We start from the raw sequence: 23,045 nt of genomic DNA on the forward strand, positions 1-23,045 counted from the left end.
TCTGACGGTGACTAATGCATACGGCTGTTCATTGGTAGCGCCGCCGTTCAACATTACCATCAACTGCCCGACGATGGGTGTCAGTTCAACCGCTAATCCGGCTACCTGTGGATCAACCGGCAGTATCAGTTTTACCACAACGCTGCCGGATGGCAGTTATTCCCTGAGTTACACCGGTTCCGGAAGCCCGAAACCGGTTACCGTGAGCGGGGGAACATTTATTGTAGCGAATCTGCCGGCAGGTAGTTATAACAGCTTTTCGCTGAGCCAAGCCGGGACGGGCTGTGTGTTACGGGCGAATACTACCGTCTCGCTGGCTAATCCGGCGGCGATGACGGTGACTGCGCCGGCGGTAACGACAGGTGCCGCCGGTGTCTCCTTTATGCAGAACTTTTCGGTCACCAACGGCGTCCAGCCTTATACCTTTACACGGTTACAGGGAGCACTGCCCCCGGGGCTTACGCTTACTACGGGCGGTTCGATCGATGGCATACCTACCCAAACCGGCGCATTTGCGGTTACGGTGCTGACGACCGATGCCAACAGCTGCTCTGCCCTGAGCAGTTATTCATTGACCATCAACTGCCCGAGCCTGACGGTAATTGCACCGACAGTAACTACAGCAGCAGTAGGAGAAGGGGTGTATAACTTCGACTTCGGGTGGTTTATAGCTGGTACCAGTAGCTATTCTTCTACGTTTAGCGGTTTACCTCCAGGGTTTATTGTTGATTCCCCAGGCCCTAATTACTGGAGACTTGTCGGAACACCGACGCAGACAGGTGTCTTTCCGGTAAGTCTGACGGTGATCAATGAATTCGGTTGTTCATTTGTGGCGCCTCCCTTTAATCTGAGCGTGGTAGTTGTTTGTCCGAGCCTGACGGTGACCGCACCGGTAGTAGCGACAGCCGCAGTAGGAGAAAGCGTGCCTGGTAACAGCTTCGAGTGGCTGATTACCAGTACGAGTAACTATACTTCTGCTTTTAGCGGTTTACCTCCCGGGCTTCATGTCGATTCACCAGGCCCTAACTTCTGGAGACTTCTTGGTACTCCGACGCAAGCGGGTGTATTTTCAGTGAGTTTGACAGTGACCACTGACTATGGTTGCTCATTTGTAGTCCCACCGTTCAGTATAACGGTCAACTGTGCTATAATGGGCATTAGTACAACCGCTGATCCGGCTACCTGCGGTGCAACCGGTAGCATCAGTTTTGCAACAACGCTGCCGGACGGTAGTTATTCACTGAGTTACAGCGGTTCCGGGACCCCGAAACCGGTTACCGTTAGCGGAGGCGCATTTAGCTTAACTGGTCTCACGGCCGGTAGTTACAGCAGCTTTTCACTGAGTCAGCCCGGGCTTGGCTGTGTGTTACAGGAGTATGCCACTGTCTCGCTGACTAATCCGGCGGCACCAACGCCGGTGCTGACGGCCGGTAATGGCGGCACCCTGACATGTGCGCGAACCAGCTTAATGCTCACGGCTTCGGGGGGGAATTCCTATACATTTGTCCGGGCAGGCGGGGGCGGTATTGTCAGTCAGAACGCTGCCGCCGGTACGGCCGTTGTGAACATGAGCGGGACCTATTCGGTAACGGTTACGAATGCTGCCGGCTGCACCAGCCAGACCAGTATTGTAATTAATGCGGATAATGACCCGCCGAGCCTGAGCATTTCCCCGTCATCGGTGACGCTGACCTGCGCCAGTCCGTCGGCGGTCTTGTCGGTGGTCGGTTCGGGCGATGCCCGCTGGTCAACGGGGGCAGTGTCGAACACGATCAGTGTGGCCTCGGCCGATACGTATTCGGTCACGCTGACGGGCGGCAACGGCTGCACCAGCGTGAACTCAGCCACGGTTGTGAGTGCGACGGCTGCACCGGCTCTGAGCATCAATCCTTCTTCCACCCTCATCAGTTGTGCCAGTCCGGCCGTAAGCCTCTCAGCGGTGGGTACCGGGCCAGTCCGTTGGTCAACAGGAGACGTGAGTGCGGTGATTTCCGTATCGCTCGCAGATACCTATTCGGTGACGTTGAGCGATGGCGGCGGCTGTACGGCTGTTGCTAGTGTAGTCGTCTCTGCCTCATTATTAGGCAACGCTACCGTAACCGCCGGCGGATCGCTGGGTTGCGGGGTAACGACCACGACGGTTCGGGTGCAGGCGACGGGCGCAACCAGTTTTACGCTGCTGGGGCCAAACGGTTATAACCAGACCAACAGCTCGGGCATATTCAGTGTGAGCGCCGGCGGGAGCTACACAGGTATTGCCGGTCAGTCGGGCTGTGTAGCATCGAATACGGTGGTGGTCGCTGAAGGCGGGGCCCAGCCAACGATCAGCAGCGTGCAGGCAGCGGGAGCGTTAGGCAGCGGCGCTTGTCGGGTATCAGTACAGGGTGCCGGTTACGGTGACCGGTACGTACTGACGGGTCCGTCGGAGTATGTCTTCTCGGTAGTGTTCCGGACGGTCGGGGATCATGCGGTGGTTTTCCCGGATGTGGTCAACCCCGGCACGTATACCCTGACGGTCTACAGCGGCAATTGCGTGGTGACACGCACGGTTGCCGTGACCGGCACGGCCTGTCCGTAACGGATCTGCATGGGCGGCCCCACGTGTGATAAAAAACGGGCGGCCACGTGGGGCCGCCCCTACGAATATCATGTGGTTGTACTTGCCTTTACGATTTCATTGCCGGTAAATTATACCAGTACAGTCCGGCAAAAATGACGCTGAAAAATGCGCCGAAGGACGAATTGAGTGCCGAAAAGCCGCCAAACAGGACAGGCAGGATCAATCCGGCGGCTACACCGGCCAGGTAGACATAAAAGCCGATCCGCCGGAGCCGGAACATCAGAAAGGCACCGGCAACGCACAAGGCATTGTAGATCAGCCCCGCAACCGCCAGCGGCTGAATCTCATCGGGATCAGCGGGCATGGGCGCATCGCCGGATGCCCGGTCTTCAAAATATTGCTTTTTCGCCTGTTCGGCTTCTTCCGGCGACAGCTTCCGGTCTACGCGGGTTGTGTTGGCCACTTCGCGTGTGTGGGTAAGGGCTACGATGCTGTCAATGAGGCCAATACCGCCGCCTAAAAACGACAGCACACAGAGTAATGTAAGAAATTGTGGGCGCATAAAACGGGAATCAGATCGGTTTGCCGCTGGCTTAAATAACCGGCTATAACGCACAGGTACTATTTGAAACCTTATCTTTACGGCATAGTTTTACCACAAAACAAACCAAAAAGTTTTATTTCTGCATGACCTTACAAGAACTAACCGGACAGATCAGCAACCGCGTTGCGAATGCGGATAGCATCGATGCGACTATTAAAGTGGTTACCGATCAGGGTGTTATCTATATCGATGGCAATCAGACACCGGTAACGGTATCAAACGAAGATAAGGCAGCTGACTGCGAGCTGCATGTATCGATTGATAACCTGGTAAAAATGGGTACCGGTGACCTGAACCCGATGATGGCCGTGATGACGGGCAAACTAAAAGTAAAAGGCGACATGGGCGTGGCCATGAAAATGGGCCAGATCATGGGTTAAACAGAAATGTTGAATGAGTGATTGTCGAATGATTGAATAGACTTGGGCGATAGCATTCTTTTTTGTTCATTCGCTCAATCGCAAATCACTCAATCACTCATTTAACATGTCTTCCAACAAAACTACGCGCCGGAGCTTCCTGCAGACCGGCGCTTTGGCCGCGTCGACGCTGGCGGCGGGTACCTTTTCGATCGTGCCGCGGCACGTACTGGGAAAAGGCTATGTCGCGCCTTCGGATAAACTCAATATTGCGGCCGTAGGCTGTGGCGGTAAAGCCGACTACAACATCCAGCAGGCCTACAACAATGGCTCCGATAACTTCGTAGCCCTTTGCGATGTCGACGACCGGCAGTCCAAAAAGTACCGCGCCAAATTCCCCAACGCACCTTATTTCAAAGACTACCGGCAGATGTTCGATCAGGCCGGTAAGACCTTTGATGCCGTTATCGTATCAACTCCCGACCACATGCATGCCCCCATTGCGATGGCTGCCATGCAGCTGGGCAAACACGTCTACGTCGAAAAACCACTGACCCACGACATTTACGAAGCCCGGATGCTGACCGAGGCTGCCCGTAAATACAAGGTAGTCACCCAAATGGGCAACCAGGGCAGCAGCGGCGACGCGACCCGGATTATCGAAACCGCCATTCAGAGTGGCGTGATCGGGCCGGTGCATACCGTATATTGCTGGACAAACCGGCCGGTATGGCCGCAGGGCGTTAAATCGCCGAAAGACCGTGGCGAGACCATGGCTGTTCCGCCCGAAGTCGACTGGAACCTGTGGCTGGGAACGGCGCCGTTCCGTGGCTACCACGAAGCCTACATGCCGTTCCGCTGGCGTGGTTACTGGGATTTCGGAACAGGGGCTTTGGGCGATATGGGATGCCATTTCATGGATGTACCGTTCCGCGCCCTGAAACTGAAATACCCGACTTCTGTGGAGTGCAGCGTTGGCTCGGTATACGCCGATTTCTTCAAGGAAGCCTTTTTCGATGATGTCTGCCCGCCGTCGTCAGCAATTCACCTCACCTTTCCGTCGGACAACAAAAAAGTAAAGGAAATCAAGCTCTCCTGGTTTGATGGTGGTATCCGGCCGCAGTTGCCCGAAGGTGTTTCCTACAATGAGCTTTTCCGGACCCAGGACGGCGGGATGCTGTTTATGGGCACCAAAGGGATGCTGGCCGGCAATATTTTCGGAAATGACCCGATTCTGTTGCCGAAAAACAAGTTTCTGGGCAAAGAACTGCCTGTCCCCCAAAAGCCACTGGTCGACGGGAAAACCGAAGGGCACCAGCAGCAGTGGGTCAAAGCCTGCAAACAAGGCTATGGCGCCTACACCAGTTCGTCGTTCGACGAATCTGGTCCGCTGACCGAAACCGTGCTGATGGGGAACCTGGCGACGCGCAGTTACATGTACCGAGACGGGAATAAATTTCCGGGTCGGGAGCGCTTGTTATGGGACGGCGAAAACATGAAAATCACTAACTTCGATTACGCCAACCAGTTTGTGAAGCGGCAGTATAACGGCGGCTATACATTGTAAACCGGTTCATGATGACGGATAGACAAACATCAAAAAAAAGGTATGTTATCTTCTTTTTTGATGTTTGTCAAAATGCAAAACAGGTAAATAGTTAAGTGATATAAATTTGCGTATTTGCGAAATAGAAAACTACGATACTGATTCGCAGTTTTGGTATTCATTTACATTTCACTGCTCTACTATGTCAAGGTTTACAAAAGCTTTTTTCGCTCTCTCTCTCTTTCTGTTCGTTGTAACAGGCGTTGGTAACATTGCTAAAGCACAGGTTGATCCGCCTACGGATATAGGTGGTACATCCGGCATGATCGCCCCTAATACGTTTTCTCTTTGTGCAGGATCTCCGTTGACGCTGACAGCCTCTTGTGGTAGTTCGTCAGCTATTTTCCCGGTTTGGCCCGACCGAAACCGCACGTTTGATTTAGTGGTTGAGCCAGGGGTAAACGTGTACGAGGTACTTTGCTCCGACGAAGTGAATGAGTCCGAGCCTGTGAGCGTCACGGTCATTGGGGGCTGTGTTGAAGTTTGCAACGTAACCCCCACGGCCAGCAACCTGCAAACGGTCGGAACGTTGGGCGGCGACAAGTGCTCAATACAGCTATCGGCGCTGGTATCGGGCCGGCACTTCGAATTTACAGGTCCGAATGGGTATGTGCACAGCGTTGTTTATCGAAACTGCCAGGAGAACATCACCATTTTCGCGGAGAATGTAAAAGAACTGGGCACGTATACCCTTAAAATCTACCGTGAAGAGGCTCCGCAAGGGCCGATACCCGGCCGTCGGGCGGCGGGCGATGGACAGTATTATACCATTGAGGTCGGCGGTACTGCCTGCCCGACCCGATAAGCAGCTTTTATCTTATCGGAAATCCCGCTTTTGCCCCTTTGGCAGAGGCGGGATTTCGTGTTTTCAGGTGATCTGCCGGGACGTTTAGTAAGTCCGCGGATAAGTGTGCGGAGAATCGCTTACCTTTGCCGCGGACAATTACCATTCACTTTGGACAATACGCGAACCGCCCAATCGCCCACGATAAACGTTGTTATTCCGCTTTTTAACGACTGGGAAGCCGTCAGCCTGCTGCTCGAACGCATCCGTCAGGTCGTTGACCGCCCGGTGCTGGAAAAGCTGGCTTTTCTGATTGTTGATGACTGCTCATCGACCGATTATACCGAATTACCCAACGGCATTGGCCAGTCGCTGTCGATCCTCCGGCTTTACCGGAACGTCGGCCACCAGAAAGCGATTGCCATTGGCCTGTCGCACCTGGCCAGTCAACCCGGGCAGTTTCCGGTGATTGTCATGGATTCCGACGGCGAAGACAAGCCGGAAGACATTATGCGGCTCATCGAGGCGTCGGAGCAGAAGCCCAACCACGTCGTATTTGCCCACCGTGCCAAGCGCCACGAAAGTCTGACGTTCAGGGTATTTTACGAAATTTATAAAACGGTTTTCAGGTTGTTGACCGGCAAGGTCATCACGTTTGGTAACTACAGTCTGATTCCGGCCGCATTGCTGCGGAAACTGGCGCACGTCTCCGAAATCTGGAATAACTATCCGGGAGGCGTTATCCGGTCGCGGTTGCCGTATACGGCCACGCCCATCGAACGGGGTCGGCGGCTGGCAGGGACCTCCAAAATGAATTTTGTGTCGCTGCTGATGCACGGCCTGAGCGCCGTTTCGGTGTTGATGGACACCACGGCCGTTCGGATTCTCCTGTTCTGTGTCATTACATCGGGGATTTCGGCGGCGGGCATCGGCGTGGTGGTTTACCTGCGCTTTTTTGCCAATGCCTACGTGCCGGGCTGGGCCAGTTATCTGGTATTTTCCTTTTTTATCGTGATTCTTCAGGCGTTTCTGATTTCGCTGTTGCTGGTGTTTATCGTGCTGACCTACCGTACGCAGATCCATTTCATTCCGGCTAAACAATACAGCGACTTCCTCGAACGCGTCGAAAAAGTGTACTGACCGATTTCCAGCGATGTTATTTAATTCACTACAGTTCATTCTGTTTTTTATCGTTGTTACGCTGCTCTATTTCAGCCTGTCGCTGGGGTGGCGGTGGCGGTTATTGCTGGCGGCCAGTTGTTATTTCTACATGGTGTTCCAGCCGGCGTACATCCTTATCCTGTTCGGCACCATTGTTATCGACTATGTTGCCGGGCTCTGGATTGAGCGGACGGGCGAACCTAACACCGGTAATAAAGCCCGGAAGTGGCTGCTGATCATTTCCCTGATTTCGAACATCGGCATTCTGGCTTTTTTTAAATACCTCGGTTTTTTTGCCGAAAACGTGGCGGGGGCGTTTGACCTCTTCGGGTTTTCGCACATGGCGGAGCAGGTGACGGCCCTGACCAACCGCATTTTTGTGGGGGTGCTGCACCTGTTCGGCGAAAGCGGGATTTCGTCGTTTAAGGACAACATGAGTATTCTGCCCATCGGCTTGTCGTTCCACACGTTTCAGGCCATGAGCTATACCATCGAAGTGTATCGGGGCAACCAGAAGGCCGAGCGGCATTTCGGTATTTATGCGCTCTATGTCATGTTTTATCCGCAGCTGGTGGCAGGGCCTATCGAGCGGCCTCAGAATGTGCTGCACCAGTTTCATACCTATTTCCCGTATAACGCCGAAAATGTGAAGGCCGGACTGATGCAGATGGCGTTCGGCTTTTTCAAAAAGTGCGTCATTGCCGACCGGCTCGTATTGCTGGTCGATCCGGCATTTAACCATCCCGGGCAATACAACGGCCTGACCCTGTTGCTGGCCACGTTTTTCTTTACCATCCAGATTTACTGCGACTTTTCGGCGTATTCAGACATTGCTATCGGGGCGGCTCGGGTGATGGGTTTTACGCTGATGGAGAACTTCCGGACGCCGTATATTGCCCGGTCCATTACTGAATTCTGGCGGCGCTGGCACATCTCCCTGTCGACCTGGTTCCGCGATTACCTGTACATTCCGCTGGGTGGTAACCGCAAAGGCGAAGTCCGCCGGAACCTGAATCAGCTGATTGTCTTTCTGGCTTCCGGCCTCTGGCACGGGCCTAACTGGACCTATGTGATCTGGGGTGGCCTGCACGGGGCGTATCAGGTAGGGGCGGGCCTGCGCGACAAGCATCTGCCGTGGTTCCGGGTGGCCATTAATCCGGAAGCAAGTCCGGCACAGCGCATCCCCCGTATCGCCCTGCATATGCTCCTGACGTTCGGGCTGGTCATGCTGACATGGGTCTTTTTCAGGGCCAAAAGCGTGGGGGACGCCCTGCTGATCTTCCGCCGGATTGCCACCCTGTCGTTCAGCGATCCGTTACAAACCACACTGAACAGCACCGAGCTGATCTTCAGCTTTTTCCTGATCGCGTTTTTGCTGATCAAAGAGCACCTCTACCTCTACATCCCGACCCGCAACACGCTGCGGTTTATTCTGTTACTGACCCTGATCCTGTTTGTGACCTACTTCTTCGGCGTCTTTACGTCGAATCAGTTTATTTATTTCCAGTTTTAGGGGTCCAACGTCGGCCGGGACTTTTTAAACTCCCCGAGGGTTCAAAACCCTCGGGGAGTTTAGACTAATATACTTTTGCTACACCAGAAAATTATGCCGGAAACTAATCCGTTAAATACACTTGAATTATACCCGGGTCGGGAACTCATCTTACTTGATTTTGACAGTGAAAATGGTACCGTCTTGACAGTAAATGAGGATTTAGGCCCTTATTCCAGCGATCTGACATTTAAATACAGTAACATACGGGATCCGTTACAGGAGTTTTGGTATGGACTAGAAACAATATGTGTGGTCGGCTGCTGTGGGGTTGGTGCCTTCGATTTCGCCCCGGAAGCAATCGTTGATGTGATAAAGTATCTTGATATTCAGACTATCATCTGGCAGCTGGAACGGATTAACGAGCAGGTACTAGCCAGTGATGCTGATATCATTTGCTACAATCGCTTTAACTGGTTATTTGCACGGGTCACGTTTCTGGAACTGATGGATTATCTTCTTACGGAAGTAAAACAGTGGGTATAGAGGCAATAAAAACTCCCCGAGGCAGGGCCGCCTGGCGGTTCAAAACCCTCGGGGAGTTTTGCTGATAGTTTAGAATACTAAACTATTATAAAAAGTCTATAAGCTTACTGGTAAGTAAACGTTTGCTTGAACAAATGAAAATTTAAGATACTTTTATTGATCTTTGTGCAATTCATTTGGGGGGAATAAAGCTATAACGTTATGCATACAAACCGGGATCCACAGAAACGGTATTATACCCTGAATTCGCTTTCTGAAAAAGAATTTCAGCAACTGACCGCGCTTGCCGCTACGGTATGTCAGTTGCCGGTTGCCTATATCATTTTGCTGGACGGAGACCGTCAGGTCATACGGTCCGTATTTGGCCTGACGGAGAAAATTGCCGTTGACGAATGTTCGTTTTGCCGTGAAACCGTAGCGCTGAACGCTTTCCTGGAAGTAGAGGATACACTGGCAGATAGCCGGTTTCAGCACCTGCCCATTGTGCAGGGAACTCCTCATTTCCGGTTCTATGCCGGAGCACCGCTGACTAACCCGACGGGTATCAAAATCGGTTGCCTGTGTATGTTGGGCTATGAACCGGCCAGACTCACTGAACAGCAGCGGGATATGCTGGCCCAACTGGCAGAACTCGTTACGGATTTAATTATCAAATGCTCGGAGAAACAGGAACTTGAACAATTCCGGAAGCTGTTTGCCTATTCCAACGATTTGCTTTGTGTGGCAGGAACAGACGGATTTTTCAAGGAGCTGAACCCGGCATTTGAGCGGGTATTGGGCTGGACTAATGAGGTCCTGCTAAATACGTCTTTTTTTGATCTGGTACACCCTGACGACATGCTGTCGACCCAAAACGAAATCAGCAAACTGGCGCAGGGCGAGTTGACGATCAACTTCGAACACCGTATGCGGAGCAGCGATGGTACCTATCGCTACCTGCAATGGGTAGCTACGCCCGATCCGGTAACGGGCCAGTTGTATGCCATTGCCCGCGACGTAACGGCCATCAAGCGGAAAGAAAAAGCGCTCAAGTATTCCGAGCACAAATTCCGGACGTTTTTCGAAAACTCGCAGGGATTCATGTGCATTCACGATCTGGACGGTAAGTTCCTGGATGTGAACGAAGCCGGTGCCCAGTCATTGGGGTATGTATCCGGCGAACTGATCGGCATGAGCCTGTTTAATATTGTGCCGAATCACCTGCACGCGCAGATTGACGGCTATCTGGCTCAGATTAAGCACAATGGTCAGGCAAGCGGACTGATGCACACCCGTCACCGCAATGGAAAAACCCATATCTGGTACTTCAATAACATTATCGAATCCGATGAAGACCAGCCATCGTATGTGATTGGCAACGCGATTGACATTACCGAACGCCACCGGCTGGAGCTGCGGCTACAGCGGACGTCGGAAATGCTGGAGCAGACAAATAAAATTGCCAAAGTCGGCGCGTGGGAGGTCGATCTGGTTAGGAATCAGATTCACTGGTCGGAGGTAACGCGGGAAATCCATGAGGTTGATGACACGTTTGTGCCGACGAATGAATCGGCTATGACCTTTTTCAAAGGTGATGACTTCGATCGCATTACGGATTTATCCTACCGCGCTATTACCGAAGGAATCAGCTATGATGTTGAATTACAGATTGAAACGGCCAAAGGAAACACAATTTGGGTGCGCGCGTTCGGCAAGCCTGAATTTAAAGAGGGTAAATGCACTCGTCTGTTCGGCGCAATTCAGAACATCGACGAGCTGAAACGGGCGGAACTACTGCTGATAAGGGAAAAAATGCGGCTGGCCGCGTTTGTTGAACATGCCCCAGCTGCCGTGGCCATGCTGGATAAGGAAATTCGCTACCTGGCTGTCAGCAAACAGTGGCTGGAGGAGTATAAGGTTACGCAGGACATTATCGGCCGTTCGCATTACGAGATTTTCCCCAATATCACTGATGACTGGAAAGCCATTCACCAGCGGTGTCTGGCGGGCGCTGTTGAGAAGTGCGAAGAAGACATCTGGCAACCGCCGGGCTGGGAGCATAACCAGCACTTACGCTGGGAAGTGCGGCCCTGGTTCGACTATAACGGCGATATCGGCGGGATTATGATGTTTACCCAGGACATCACCGAACTCTGTGCCCAGCGCGAAGAACTGAAACGGGCGAAGTTACTGGCCGAAAACGCGAGCAAGGCCAAATCGGAGTTTCTGGCTAATATGAGCCACGAAATCCGGACGCCGCTGAACGGGGTTATCGGTTTCTCGGACCTGCTGCTGAAAACAGAAATGAACGTTACCCAGCGGCAGTACCTGTCCATTGTGAATCAGTCGGCGAATACCTTGCTCGGTATCATCAACGACATTCTCGACTTCTCAAAAATTGAATCCGGCAAACTCGAACTCGATGTTGTCCGGTCGGATATTTACGAAATCAGCAGTCAGGCCGCCGATATCATCACCTACCAGGTGCAGAACAAGGGACTGGAGATGCTGCTGAACCTACAGCCGAATCTGCCCCGCTTTGTCAATATTGATCCGGTACGGCTCAAGCAGGTGCTGGTCAATCTGTTAGGAAACGCGGTGAAATTTACCGAAAGCGGCGAGATTGAGCTGAAAATCACCGTAACCGGTTTCCGCGACGGGGAAGGCCTGTTCCGGTTTGAGGTTCGTGATACCGGTATCGGCATCAAACCAGCCATGCAGGCAAAGATTTTTGACGCCTTTTCGCAGGAAGATGTGTCAATCACCAAAAAATACGGCGGTACGGGGCTGGGCCTGACTATTTCGAACAAATTACTCGGGTTGATGGGCAGCCGTCTGCAACTGGAAAGCGAACCCGGTTTGGGGAGCCGCTTCTTTTTTGAGGTCCGGCTACAGGCTGAAAACGGCGATCCGATTGTGTGGGATACCAACAATACGCTGAAGCAGGTATTGATCGTTGACGACAACGAAAACAACCGGATTATTCTCCGGGAGATGCTGCTGATCCGTCAGATTCTGGTGGAAGAGGCCGGTAACGGGTTTGAAGCACTGAAAATTCTGGCCACCGGCCAGCGCTTCGATGCTATTCTGATGGATTACAACATGCCGTTTATGAACGGGCTGGAAACGGTCGAGAAAATCAACGAATATTTCAGCGATTCGTTTGATAAACAGCCGGTTATTCTGCTGCATAGCTCACCTAACGATGAAGCGATCCAGAAAGGCAGTCAGCGGCTGTCGATTCAGCACCGGCTGGTGAAGCCCATCAAAATGCAGGATCTGTATTACGTGCTGAGCCGGTTAAAGCAAAGCAGTCAGGATCCGAAAGCGGGGTCTGCACCGGCCGGTACAGCTCCGGCAGATGCCCCGCAGACTGTCAGCTCCGGACAGGGAGTAGTGCCGGGCGGGCGTATGGGCAAGGTACTGGTCGTAGAAGATAACCGCATCAACCAGCTGCTGGTGCAGTCGATTCTGAAACGGATTCTGCCCGATACGCAGGTGCTGACGGCCTTCGACGGGGCTGAAGCCCTGACTGTTTACCGGGAGCAGCAGCCGGATATGATTCTGATGGATGTACAGATGCCGGTTATGAACGGCATTGAAGCCACGCGCCGTATCCGCGCTGCCGAGCGGGATACACATGTGCCGATTATAGCCCTCACGGCCAGCAGTACGCTGGAAGAAAAACAGAAATGCCTGGATGCAGGCATGGATGATTTTCTGGCTAAGCCGATTGTCGAAGAATCACTGATCAGGCTGTTCGGCGAATGGGGCCGGCGACAGGCAGCGCCACCTGCTCCGGCGGTTAGTCAGCTGTCCTTTGACCGTTCGGTGATGGAGCGGATGGCCGGCGGCGATCCGGATCTGACGGCGGCCTTTATTCAGGCAGCCGTTGAGGAACTGGACGATGTCGAGACCAACCGCCTGCCTGTTCTGGTTACGGGGAGCCTGGACGTTGTCCGCAGCGAAGGGCATAAACTGTATGGGATGGCCATTACGGCAGGCATGAAACCCCTCGCCGATCTGGCCCGCAAACTCGAATACCTGGAAAACCACGATCCTGATGCCGTAGCCGGGCTGGTGTCGGATATACAGGCAGAAATTGGTTTGATCAGGGGAGCGATTAATACGTAACCGGCAGATTCCGCTGTCCGTCCCTTGCCTTTGTCGCGTTTCGGCCGTTTTTTAGTAAAACTGTTCATACAATACCGGAAAATGAAACGCAACAAACTAAACGTTACCCTCGGGCTTCTGTCGCTTTGCCTGACACAGATCCTGACGCCGGCCTTCGCGCAGGAAGACGAAGGCGGCCGGAAAGGCAATGTCGAAGCGTCGTATACCAAAGAGATCGACGGGCTGGCAAAAAACAAGAAAGTCCAGGCCGCCTTTACATCGATCTACAACCAGAATGCCCGTAACCGTACTGAGCTGATTATGCTCACCGAGATTCCGGCCCCGCCGTTTATGGAAGAAAAACGGGGGATCCGGTATGCCGCCATGCTCAAAGAAGCCGGTGCCGATTCGGTCTGGACGGATAAGGTGGGCAACGTCATTGCGCTGCGGAAAGGTAAAAAGCGCGGCCGCGTGGTTGTGCTCGACGGCCACCTGGATACGGTTTTCCCCCTGGAAACCGACGTAAAGGTCAAATATAAAGGCGATACACTCTATGCGCCCGGCGTCGGCGACGATACGCGCGGGCTGGTAATGGTCGTGTCGGTGCTGCGGGCAATGGAAGCGGCCGGGATTGAGACGCAGTCAGATGTGCTGTTTATCGGCTCGGTAGGCGAAGAAGGCCTTGGCGATCTGCGCGGCGTAAAGCAACTCTTCAGCCCCGAAGGCCCCCGCATCGATTCCTGGATTTCGATTGACGGCGGCGACATCGGCCGCGTCAGCACGATGGGCCTCGGCTCATACCGTTACCGGATTACATTCAAAGGGCCGGGTGGCCACTCGTGGGGTGCTTTCGGTCTGGCCAACCCGCAGCATGCGCTGGGCTCAGCCATTCACTATTTCTCAAAAGCAGCCGATAAATATACCCGTACCGGTGCCCGTACCAGCTACAACGTGGGCCGGATCGGTGGCGGTACGTCGGTCAACTCCATTGCGTTTGAGTCGTGGATGGAAGTAGACATGCGGTCCGAAATTCCGGAAAACCTCGACCAGGTTGACGCCATTCTGAAAGCGTCGGTGCAACAGGCCTTACAGGAACACAACGCGATGAAACGCATGGGTCCGGCACTGACGGTGGACATAAAAAAAATCGGCGACCGGCCCTCGGGCGAATTACCGGATAACCTGCCTCTAATCCAGCGGGCGATGGCGGCAACGGCGTATTTCGGCGTCTCACCGGCGGTTGGGCGCGGGTCGACCAACTCGAATATCCCGATTTCAAAAGGGATTCCGGCCGTAACGCTGGGGCGGGGCGGTAAGGCAGGCAATGCCCATGCCCTGAACGAATGGTTCTACGATGAGCAAAGCTACAAGGCCATTCAGCTGGCACTGCTGACATTAGTAGGGGAAGCCGGTTTTGCCAATCCGTAATGGCTGACTGACAGATTCGTATATTTTTATTCAGACGCAGGCAGCGCTTAGCAGATGAGATTCCGTATTGGTTAGTGTAAGGCATAACAACAACCAATTACCATGCGGATTTTCATTATGTTAGCAACGCTGCTGTCGGTATCGGCGGCATACGCGCAGGACAACATCATCCTGCGTAACGGAGACGAGATTCCGGCAAAAGTACTCGAAGTTGGCCGGCAGGAGTTAAAATACAAAAAGTCATCCAATCCGGATGGGCCCGTGTATACGGCTCCGTTAAGCGATGTGTTCCTTGTTAAATACGCCAATGGTACCAAAGACGTGTTTGGCGGTAATGGTCCCCGGAACGACAGACCCCGTCCGGGTGTACGGCCGGACGAAATGCGCGGGGACCGGCCGGGACCTGCTATACCTGGTCCGGGTGTGCGTGATGTAGAGCAGTTGCGGTACCGGAACCGGTGGTTTAACCGGCATTTTGAAGCAGGAGCCGGCCAGCGGATGTCGATGCAGGAAACGGGGTCCATGATGCAGATGCAGTCTGGTGCGCGGCAGGCGTTTGATCGTGGCCGCACCTTACGCAACTGGTCGTTGGGAACGGGTGTTTCGTCGCTTGTGCTGATCGGTGCGGGGGTAGGTACTGCCGTGGCGGGCCATTGGGATAACCGTGGGATGATGGGGCGGCCTGACCCGCAGGCACAACAGACCAATGATCCCGGAGACAGGGGCCGGCGCGGACATGATCAGATCAGTCAGCGGCACGCCGGGGCCGCGCTGGTTGGCGGCGGGGTTCTGCTCGGACTGACGTCACTCTGGCTGAACCATCGGGCGGCGGTAAACTTCCGCCGGGCGGCAAACCGGTATAACGGACGGCAGGCAACATCGTTACAGCTTACACCAGGTACGCAGGGGGTAGGGGTTGCGCTGCGGTTTTAGCTAACACACGAACGTAGCCGGGCTTCCTGCGGGAGGTCCGGTTTTGTTTTGGAGCACCTGCCTAAAACATATTCCAGAGAATCAGAACGATACCATAGACTTTCTCCACATTGCTGCGTAGCCGGCCAATGGCCTGATAGATAAGGTTGTAGACGGCATCCAGCGAAATGGCCATTTCGGCCGCAATTTCTTCATTCCGGCGGTTACTGTAAAATTTAAGCATCACGGCTTCTTTCTGCCGGCCCGTAAGTTTGTCGAGGGCGCGGACAATGGCGTCCTGCTGTTCCTGCGAAATCTGCAGATCAATCAGCTCCTGTTCGGCCGAACGGGTGCTTTCCAGCTCACTCACTGTTTCGTCACTTGTCAGAAGGTCGAACCGTGCATTTTTCGAAAACACATTGAGCAGCCGGCTTTTAAGTGCCCGCAGCAGATACGGTTTTACGAGCGTAACACCGGTCAGCGTATCGTGGTGGTTCCAGAGGTAAAGAAACAAATCCTGGATGCAGTCTTTGACCACATCTTCATCGGGATTGAGGTGCAGGCCATACCGGTATAACAGGCTGAAATAGCGCCGGTACAGCAGCGCATAGGCCCGTTCCGAACCTGCCTGCATCTCCTGCCACAGCAAGGCATCGGCCTGATCGGCAGCGCTCCGGTGTTCGTTCTCCGGTTCGGTAAGGCGGTCCGTCGGTACGGGTGACCCCTCCTGGTAACTGTCAGTTAAACGTGCTGTCATCTTCGTTTGACGTGCAAATGGCATACGTAAAAAGTAAAACTCCGGTCAATTCGTACTGTCCCGTATATGCAAAATCTGCTTCAGGCAAACAGCCTGAAGCAGAGCGTTATGTGGATGGTCAGGAACCTACTGCTTATCCCGTACTGCCTGAAGCAGCTTTGTCAGCTCCGCAACCACTTCCGGGTGTTTACCGGCCACGTTGGTGCGTTCGCCGATATCGGCTTTCAGGTCGTATAACTGCGGCTCAGGCAGATTTCCTAATTCCATGCTGGTCACTTTCTGATAGGCAGGTCCGTCGCTTGGTTCGATGTATTTCCAGTTGCCTTTCAAAATCGACAGGGTATTGTTCAGCGCCTGTTCGACCACGTAGGCCCGTCCGGCCCGGTCTTTACCCAGCAGTGTATTCAGGCTGTTGAAACTGTCGGCCGACTCCTGCGGGCTCAGTTTCTGGCCGGTCAGCGCCGCAAACGAATGCAGCAAATCAATCTGGCTGATCAGGGCATCCGACGTGCCCGGTTTCACCTTGCCCGGCCACCGGACGATGAACGGCACCCGCGTACCGGCATCAAACGCACTGTATTTGCCGCCCCGCAGTGGTCCTGCCGGTGTATGCCCGCCCAGTTTCGTAACTGCCTCATCCTGATAACCATCATCGACCACCGGTCCGTTGTCGCTGCTGATGATCACCATGGTGTTTTCTTTCAGCCCCAGCTTATCCAGTGTTTTCATCAGCTCGCCCACACACCAGTCGAGTTGCAGGATAGCATCGCCCCGGGGACCCATGCCGCTTTTGCCGGCAAACCGGGAGTGCGGCATCCGGGGAACGTGGATGTCCTGGGTTGAGAAGTAAAGGAAAAACGGCCCTTTCCGGTTCGCTTCAATAAAGGCTTTGGCCTTGCCGGTAATCACATCCGCCATTTCTTCATCGACCCAGCGGGCGGTTTTGCCGCCGGTCATATAGCCAATCCGGCTGACGCCGTTTACAATTGTCTGATCATGCCCGTGCGAAAACTTCATTTTCAGCAGCTCAGGGTGGTCTTTACCCGTGGGTTCATTGCCGATCGGTTTCCCGTAGCTGACCTGAATCGGGTCGGCCGGGTCGAGGTTGATGACGCGGTGGTTTTCGACATACACGCACGGTACACGGTCGCCCGTTGCGGGAATCAGGAACGAATAGCTGAACCCGATTTCGAGGGGCCCCGGCTTGATGTCATGGTTCCAGTCCGGACCACCCTGCGGTCCTAAGCCGAGGTGCCATTTGCCGACTACACCGGTCTGGTAACCGGCCCGCTGCATCACACCCGGCAGTGTAACCTTATCCGTCGGGATCAGCAGGGCCGCATCGCCGGGAGCAATGCCGGTGCCTGCCTTCCGCCAGGCATAGCGGCCGGTCAGCATCGAAAAACGCGAGGGCGTACAGGTCGCTGCCGTGGCATGGGCATTGCTGCACCGCAACCCGGCGGCGGCCACCTGGTCGATGTTCGGGGTTTTGATTTTGGTGGCCCCGTAACAGCTGACATCGCCATAACCAAGGTCATCGGCATAAATGATGACGATGTTCGGCTTTTGCTGGGCATGGACGCTCAACGCAAAAACGGCGAGCGCAAGGGCTGAAAAGTAACGCTTCATGCAGTTGGGTTTGTGTGAAAACCTTATTTCAGGTTCGGGTTAATATTGACTTCACTCTGCGGAACCGGCCACGTTTCGTCCGTGCCGGTCCGGAAGTTTTTCGTTGTGACAAACCAGCGGCCATACGGATCGTTGGTGGCGGTGTTCTTTTTGCGGAGGTTTTTCGCATTCGGGAACGCAGCTCCGTAAAAATCGCCTTTTAACACATCCCCTGCAATTTTCCAGCGCTGTAAATCCCATAGCCGGATACCTTCAAAGGCTAATTCGTTCCGGCGCTCGCGGCGGAGGATGGTGCGGAGCTGTGCCTGATTGGTAACCGTTACACGGGGCAGATTCACGCCCGGCCGTCCCCGCACGACATTAATCGTCTGGTCGAGTAATCCCTGATCAACCGCTCCGGATTCCAGCCGGGCCTCCAGATAGCTGAGCAGTACTTCCGCATAGCGGATAATGGGCAGGTCAATTCCGGAATTTTGTAAATCGCCGGTCAGGCCGTCCCAGTTGTACTTCCGCAGGCCGAAACCGGTACGGGTTGCCTGTTTGGTGGTCGTCAGCTGATCCACCGACCGGGTCGAATCGGGGTGGGTAATGTAGGTGATATTCTGGAATGTCTGCTGGTTAAACAGCACGTTGTAGCGCAGCCGAGGATCACGGTTGGCCGTCGGGTCGGTCACCGAATAGCGGGGATCGGTGAATGAAAACGGCGTGCCATCGGTAAATTCATACGACTCAACCAGACTCCCCAGCGGATTAAAGAGGTGCCAGCCCCCGTTGACGGCCGGGAAGAAATGCTGGTCCATGGCATTCGGGGCGAGGTCTTTCACGTACTGGGTGGCAAACACCAGCTCGCGGCTCGCCTCGTTGGTGCCGTTGAACAGACTCGGGTAGCTCGGATCGATGAAGTTGTCGCCGAAGTCGATGATGGTTTTGTAGGTTGTTGCTGCGTCACTGTAGGCGTAGGCGGCCAGCTGCGCACGGCCCAGAAACGCCAGCGCGGCTTGCTTGGTGGCGCGCCCCCGCTCGGTAGCCGCCAGGTCTTTCATCCGTGGCAGATCGGCGGCCGCGGCGGTAAATTCGTCAGTCGCAAACTTAAGCACCTCTGCCTTAGTTGCTTTGGTTACGGTATTGGCTTCGTCCAGCGACAGCGTGCGGGTTACCAGAGGCACTGAACCGAACGTCTGTGAGAGGTAGAAAAACTGACAGGCGCGGATAAACCGGGTCTCCGCAATCATCCGTTTGATTTTCGCCTCATCGACCGGTGTTTTGGCTACGTTTTCCAGAAAGTAGTTGCAGCGGGCAATGCGCGAATAGCTGGCGCTCCAGTAGTTACCCAGGTAGGCATTGGTGGCAACCAGATTGCCGTTGGTCAGCTGGTTGATGCCCGAGTTATCCCCGCGCCGGTCATAGGCATTGTCGGTCGCGACGTCGAGCATGATCAGGCCGTGGTACGACCACCAGTCGGTTGCCGAAAATTCTGCCCCGGTAGCAGGAGCGGCCAGCATCTGGATATTCCCCCGGTATACGCCCGTGAGCGCAAGCAGGGCATTGTTTTCGCTGGTCCAGAACGTTTCGTTAACGAAGTTACTCAGCGGACTTTTATCTAATTCGTCTTTGCAGGACCACAGGGAGCTGGTGCCTGCCAGCAACAGCGCGAGTGAAACCGTACGTATGTTGTTTATCAGTGCTTTCATGTCAGTGAACGATCAGGTTAGAAGGTTACGTTGAGGCCAAACGTGTAATTGGACATAATAGGATAATAGGCCCCGCCCGTATTGATTTCCGGATCCCAGCCCTTGCGGTAGTTGCTCCAGAGTTTCAGGTTTTCGCCGTTGGCATAGACGCGTACCGTCGCGATGTTTAGCTTTTTGGTCAGGACCGATGGAATCGTATAACCAAGCTGCACATTTTTGAGGCGGAGGTAGGAGCCGTTCAGTACCCAGAACGACGACGTAAGGGTGTTGTTGGTACCGGTGTTGGAAATCAGTTCCAGCCGTGGATAGCCGGCATTCCGGTCGGGGTTGGCGGCTGTCCAGCGCTCGTCCATCTGCCACTTCTGGATGTTGCCGTTCTGGAAAATAGCCCATCCTGCGTAGTTGTTCAGGTACCCGCTTACCCCGCCGACGCCCTGGAATAAAACGCCCAGGTCAAAGCCTTTATAGTTGGCCGTCAGGTTAATGCCGTACGTGAACTTCGGAATGGTGCTGCCCAGTAAGGTGCGGTCATACTGCGCGTCAACCTTGCCGTCCGGTTTGCCGTCGGGCCCGCTGATGTCCTTATAGCGGATATCGCCGGGCTTCGGATTCGGGGCGATGGCGGTCTGGTTGGCCCAGCTGTTGATATCGTCCTGGTTGGTAAACAACCCGTCGGCCACGTAGCCATAGTACAGGTTCAGCGGATAGCCGATGAACAGGTCACTGCCGTTACCGACCAGCCCGTTCGGTTGTTTTACGTTACCGACGCCCAGATCAAGCACCGTGTTTTTGGTGTAGGTCAGGTTGGTACCGACCGAGTAGCTGACATTGCCGAGCTTGTGGCGGTGTTCGAGCGTAAATTCCCAGCCCTTATTCGACAGGCGGCCCGAGTTTTTCTGCCCGACCGTAAACCCGAGTACCTGCGCCACGCTGGAAGCAGGACTGACGAGAATATCGTAGGTATACTTATCGAAATAGGTAGCACTGACACTAAGCAACCGCTTAAAGAAACTGGCTTCCAGCCCCACATCGGTTGTCTGGGTCGATTCCCAGTGCAGCGTCGTGTCGGTGATGGTGGTCCGGGCCACACCGGTGTTGATGATCCCGCCAAACGGATAGTTGTAGCCGGTGTTGAGCAGGTTCTGGTACGGATAATCCGAGCCGATGTTCTGATTGCCCAGCGTACCATGCGAGGCGCGCAGTTTCAGCTCATCCACCCACGTCAGGTTGTTTTTAATGAAGTTTTCCTGACCAATACGCCAGCCTACGGCCACCGACGGGAAGAGGGCATATTTCTGGTTTTTCGGGAACCGCGATGATCCGTCGAACCGCAACGCACCTTCTACCAGGTATTTGCGCTGGTAGTTGTACTGCGCGCGGCCGAAATACGATTCGAGTGCCCACTCGGTGGCACTGCCGCTGGTTGTCTGCGCGCTGGCATCACCGGCGTTGATAACGGTCACCGAGTTGCCGGGCAGGTTGCTCCGGCCCAGTGCCATCGACTCGCTGAACGCGGTCTCGAACGAGTAACCCGCCAGTGCTCCGAACTCATGGTCACCGATATTGGTTTTGTAGTCGGCAAAGGCCTGAAGGGTCCGGTAATTATTGCTGCTAATGGTTTCGTTGAGCGACGACGGCCCCAGGGCAATGGTTGCATTCAGCCGTTGTGCTGCCAGGAAGCGCGAGCCCCGCTGGTTCAGCTGCGTATAACCGCCGAGAACGGAAAAGGTCAGATCCGGAATGATTTTGTAATCTAACCGGAGGTTTGCGCCTAAATCCGTGCTTTTTGCTTTATAAAACGAGTCGTTCTGTAAATACGAAACCGGTGTTCCCTTGTTCGATACCCCCGTACCCCAGTCACCGTTTTTGTACCGGATCGTGTAAATCGACGGCATCCGGATGGTGTTGCTGATGATTCCGCTCATGTCGTTAAAATCCAGCGTGGCAGGTGGCGCCGGCTGGTGATCTTCCGACTGAATACCCGACAGGCGGGTGGTCAGTTTCAGCTTTTTCGACAGCTGATTGGTCAGGTTCAGCCGGACGTTGTAGCGGTCAAAGTTGTTGCGCTCCAGGATGCCGGCCTGACCCAGAAAGCCGAATGACAGCAGGTACTGGGTGTTGTCGGTGCCGCCGGAAATGCTCAGGTTATGGCCCGTTTGTGAGGCCTGCTTTTTCAGCGTCGAGGCGATGAAGTTGCTGTTCGGGTAATTGTCCGGGTCCGTACCGTTCTGGAAAAGCGCGATCTGCGCGTCGGTGTACGAGTTCGGGACGGCCTCGTTCAGGAGCCGCGCATAATCAGCGGAGCTAACGAACTGCGGTGTAGCGGTCATTTTCTGAATACCGACGTAGCCGTTGTAGGTAATCCGCATTTTGCCCTGTTTGCCGGTTTTGGTCGTTACCAGAATGACGCCGTTGGCGGCCCGCGCTCCGTAGATAGCCGCCGATGACGCATCTTTCAGGACCGAAATCGACTCGACATCATTGGGATCAACGTTATTGAACGAGTTGGCCGGAATGCCGTCGATAAGGATCAGCGGGGCCGTTGAGGCCGCAAACGACCCGACCCCGCGAATCTGGATGCTGCCACCGCTGCTGCCCGGCTGCCCCGAGCGCTGGATGACGGTTACGCCCGGCAACTGGCCCGTAAGCCCCTGCGACAGCTGACCCACCGACCGCGTGTTAATTTTCTCGCCGTTGAGCTGGGCAATCGACCCGATGACGTTGGTTTTCGACTGGGTACCGTACCCGACGACGACCACCTCGTTCAGCGATTTTACATCTTTTGCCAGCTTTACCGACAGGGTGGCTTGCCCGTTGAGCGGGAGTTCACGGGCGATATAGCCAATGTATGAGAAGACCAGCGTTACGTTGGCATCCGGCACCGACAGGGTGTATTTGCCGGTTGCATCGGTAACGGTCCCGTTGGTGGTGCCTTTTACGATGATACTGGCTCCCGGCAACATCTGACCGTCTTCATCGGTGACGGTTCCGCCCACCTGAAGGACGCGGGCTTCCTGCACAGCTGCCGGTACCGGACTCACATGCCCCGATTCTGTACTGCCCGGCTTCGGCTGGCGCCGGTCGCGTTCGGCAAAAATGAGGTAAAAGCCGGTCCGGAGTTTTTCGTACCGCAGACCCAGCGGCGAAAGCAGGGAGGTCAGACTGGCCTCTAATTCGGTTTCCTGCCGCGTTTTCATCACCGGAGCCCCCGATTTAATCAGTTTGCCCTCCAGCAGATCGCTGTCATAATTGATACTGACACCGTAATGGCTCCCCAGTTGCGACAACACAGTTGTCAGCGATTTCGCTGCCTTCTGACGGGGCTGTTCCAGGGTGGTCAGTGCCCCTGCTTTCTGAAAGGCCAGCGGTTGAGCCTCCTCCGCATGCGCACTGGTTATGGCAAATGCCATGAAGAGCCAGGTAC

At 54.5% G+C, this 23,045-nt stretch carries 15 protein-coding genes; 10 read left to right on the plus strand and 5 right to left on the minus strand.

What is annotated here, in order from left to right:
- A partial coding sequence (locus tag AC23NW_RS05100; RefSeq protein ID WP_487448115.1) for a putative Ig domain-containing protein occupies positions 1–2,578 on the plus strand: 2,578 nt, incomplete at its 5' end.
- 88 nt (positions 2,579–2,666) lie between these two features.
- Here the strand turns inward: AC23NW_RS05100 and AC23NW_RS05105 are convergent.
- Positions 2,667–3,122, minus strand: coding sequence for a hypothetical protein (locus AC23NW_RS05105; protein ID WP_293836968.1), 456 nt, complete (start codon positions 3,120–3,122; stop codon positions 2,667–2,669).
- 125 nt (positions 3,123–3,247) lie between these two features.
- On the opposite strand from AC23NW_RS05105, the gene AC23NW_RS05110 reads away from it, so the two are divergent.
- The 9 genes from AC23NW_RS05110 to AC23NW_RS05150 all read left to right on the plus strand — a co-directional run bounded on the left by AC23NW_RS05110 (position 3,248) and on the right by AC23NW_RS05150 (position 15,565).
- Positions 3,248–3,544 (plus strand): SCP2 sterol-binding domain-containing protein, encoded by a 297-nt coding sequence (locus AC23NW_RS05110; RefSeq protein ID WP_293836966.1) that lies wholly within the window; start codon positions 3,248–3,250, stop codon positions 3,542–3,544.
- A 106-nt stretch (positions 3,545–3,650) separates the two neighbouring features.
- Positions 3,651–5,090 carry a Gfo/Idh/MocA family protein gene (locus AC23NW_RS05115; protein WP_487448117.1) on the plus strand — a complete coding sequence of 480 codons (1,440 nt, stop codon included), beginning with the start codon at positions 3,651–3,653 and terminating at the stop codon, positions 5,088–5,090.
- A 181-nt stretch (positions 5,091–5,271) separates the two neighbouring features.
- Positions 5,272–5,934: a hypothetical protein gene (locus AC23NW_RS05120; protein ID WP_487448118.1), complete on the plus strand. Its 663-nt coding sequence runs from the start codon at positions 5,272–5,274 to the stop codon at positions 5,932–5,934.
- A 150-nt stretch (positions 5,935–6,084) separates the two neighbouring features.
- Entirely contained in the window at positions 6,085–7,053 is a 969-nt protein-coding gene (locus AC23NW_RS05125) for a glycosyltransferase (protein WP_293839923.1), read from the plus strand.
- A 13-nt stretch (positions 7,054–7,066) separates the two neighbouring features.
- Complete coding sequence (locus AC23NW_RS05130; RefSeq protein ID WP_487448120.1) at positions 7,067–8,587, plus strand: MBOAT family O-acyltransferase; 1,521 nt, start codon at positions 7,067–7,069, stop codon at positions 8,585–8,587.
- A 93-nt stretch (positions 8,588–8,680) separates the two neighbouring features.
- Positions 8,681–9,112 carry a DUF6331 family protein gene (locus AC23NW_RS05135; protein WP_487448121.1) on the plus strand — a complete coding sequence of 144 codons (432 nt, stop codon included), beginning with the start codon at positions 8,681–8,683 and terminating at the stop codon, positions 9,110–9,112.
- A 201-nt stretch (positions 9,113–9,313) separates the two neighbouring features.
- Entirely contained in the window at positions 9,314–13,225 is a 3,912-nt protein-coding gene (locus AC23NW_RS05140; RefSeq protein ID WP_487448122.1) for a PAS domain S-box protein, read from the plus strand.
- A gap of 81 nt (positions 13,226–13,306) precedes the next feature.
- Positions 13,307–14,632, plus strand: a complete 1,326-nt coding sequence (locus AC23NW_RS05145; RefSeq protein WP_487448124.1) for a M20/M25/M40 family metallo-hydrolase — start codon at positions 13,307–13,309, stop codon at positions 14,630–14,632.
- Positions 14,633–14,734: 102 nt separating this feature from the next.
- Positions 14,735–15,565 (plus strand): hypothetical protein, encoded by an 831-nt coding sequence (locus AC23NW_RS05150; protein WP_487448125.1) that lies wholly within the window; start codon positions 14,735–14,737, stop codon positions 15,563–15,565.
- Positions 15,566–15,626: 61 nt separating this feature from the next.
- Here AC23NW_RS05150 and AC23NW_RS05155 read toward each other — a convergent pair whose 3' ends face one another.
- The 4 genes from AC23NW_RS05155 to AC23NW_RS05170 all read right to left on the minus strand — a co-directional run bounded on the left by AC23NW_RS05155 (position 15,627) and on the right by AC23NW_RS05170 (position 23,031).
- Positions 15,627–16,301: an RNA polymerase sigma factor gene (locus tag AC23NW_RS05155; RefSeq protein ID WP_487448126.1), complete on the minus strand. Its 675-nt coding sequence runs from the start codon at positions 16,299–16,301 to the stop codon at positions 15,627–15,629.
- Between the two features lie 126 nt (positions 16,302–16,427).
- Positions 16,428–17,930, minus strand: a complete 1,503-nt coding sequence (locus AC23NW_RS05160) for a sulfatase family protein (protein WP_487448127.1) — start codon at positions 17,928–17,930, stop codon at positions 16,428–16,430.
- A 23-nt stretch (positions 17,931–17,953) separates the two neighbouring features.
- Positions 17,954–19,621 carry a RagB/SusD family nutrient uptake outer membrane protein gene (locus tag AC23NW_RS05165; RefSeq protein WP_487448128.1) on the minus strand — a complete coding sequence of 556 codons (1,668 nt, stop codon included), beginning with the start codon at positions 19,619–19,621 and terminating at the stop codon, positions 17,954–17,956.
- A gap of 17 nt (positions 19,622–19,638) precedes the next feature.
- Positions 19,639–23,031, minus strand: a complete 3,393-nt coding sequence (locus AC23NW_RS05170; protein ID WP_487448130.1) for a SusC/RagA family TonB-linked outer membrane protein — start codon at positions 23,029–23,031, stop codon at positions 19,639–19,641.
- Positions 23,032–23,045 lie beyond the last annotated feature (14 nt).

This window comes from Arsenicibacter sp. R0_47 (genome assembly GCF_057652235.1).

Coding starts and splice junctions, on each gene's coding strand:
- AC23NW_RS05105 (WP_293836968.1), bottom strand. CDS start 3,122: ATGCGCCCACAATTTCTTACATTACTCTGTGTGCTGTCGTTTTTAGGC.
- AC23NW_RS05110 (WP_293836966.1), top strand. CDS start 3,248: ATGACCTTACAAGAACTAACCGGACAGATCAGCAACCGCGTTGCGAAT.
- AC23NW_RS05115 (WP_487448117.1), top strand. CDS start 3,651: ATGTCTTCCAACAAAACTACGCGCCGGAGCTTCCTGCAGACCGGCGCT.
- AC23NW_RS05120 (WP_487448118.1), top strand. CDS start 5,272: ATGTCAAGGTTTACAAAAGCTTTTTTCGCTCTCTCTCTCTTTCTGTTC.
- AC23NW_RS05130 (WP_487448120.1), top strand. CDS start 7,067: ATGTTATTTAATTCACTACAGTTCATTCTGTTTTTTATCGTTGTTACG.
- AC23NW_RS05135 (WP_487448121.1), top strand. CDS start 8,681: ATGCCGGAAACTAATCCGTTAAATACACTTGAATTATACCCGGGTCGG.
- AC23NW_RS05140 (WP_487448122.1), top strand. CDS start 9,314: ATGCATACAAACCGGGATCCACAGAAACGGTATTATACCCTGAATTCG.
- AC23NW_RS05145 (WP_487448124.1), top strand. CDS start 13,307: ATGAAACGCAACAAACTAAACGTTACCCTCGGGCTTCTGTCGCTTTGC.
- AC23NW_RS05150 (WP_487448125.1), top strand. CDS start 14,735: ATGCGGATTTTCATTATGTTAGCAACGCTGCTGTCGGTATCGGCGGCA.
- AC23NW_RS05155 (WP_487448126.1), bottom strand. CDS start 16,301: ATGACAGCACGTTTAACTGACAGTTACCAGGAGGGGTCACCCGTACCG.
- AC23NW_RS05160 (WP_487448127.1), bottom strand. CDS start 17,930: ATGAAGCGTTACTTTTCAGCCCTTGCGCTCGCCGTTTTTGCGTTGAGC.
- AC23NW_RS05165 (WP_487448128.1), bottom strand. CDS start 19,621: ATGAAAGCACTGATAAACAACATACGTACGGTTTCACTCGCGCTGTTG.
- AC23NW_RS05170 (WP_487448130.1), bottom strand. CDS start 23,031: ATGGCATTTGCCATAACCAGTGCGCATGCGGAGGAGGCTCAACCGCTG.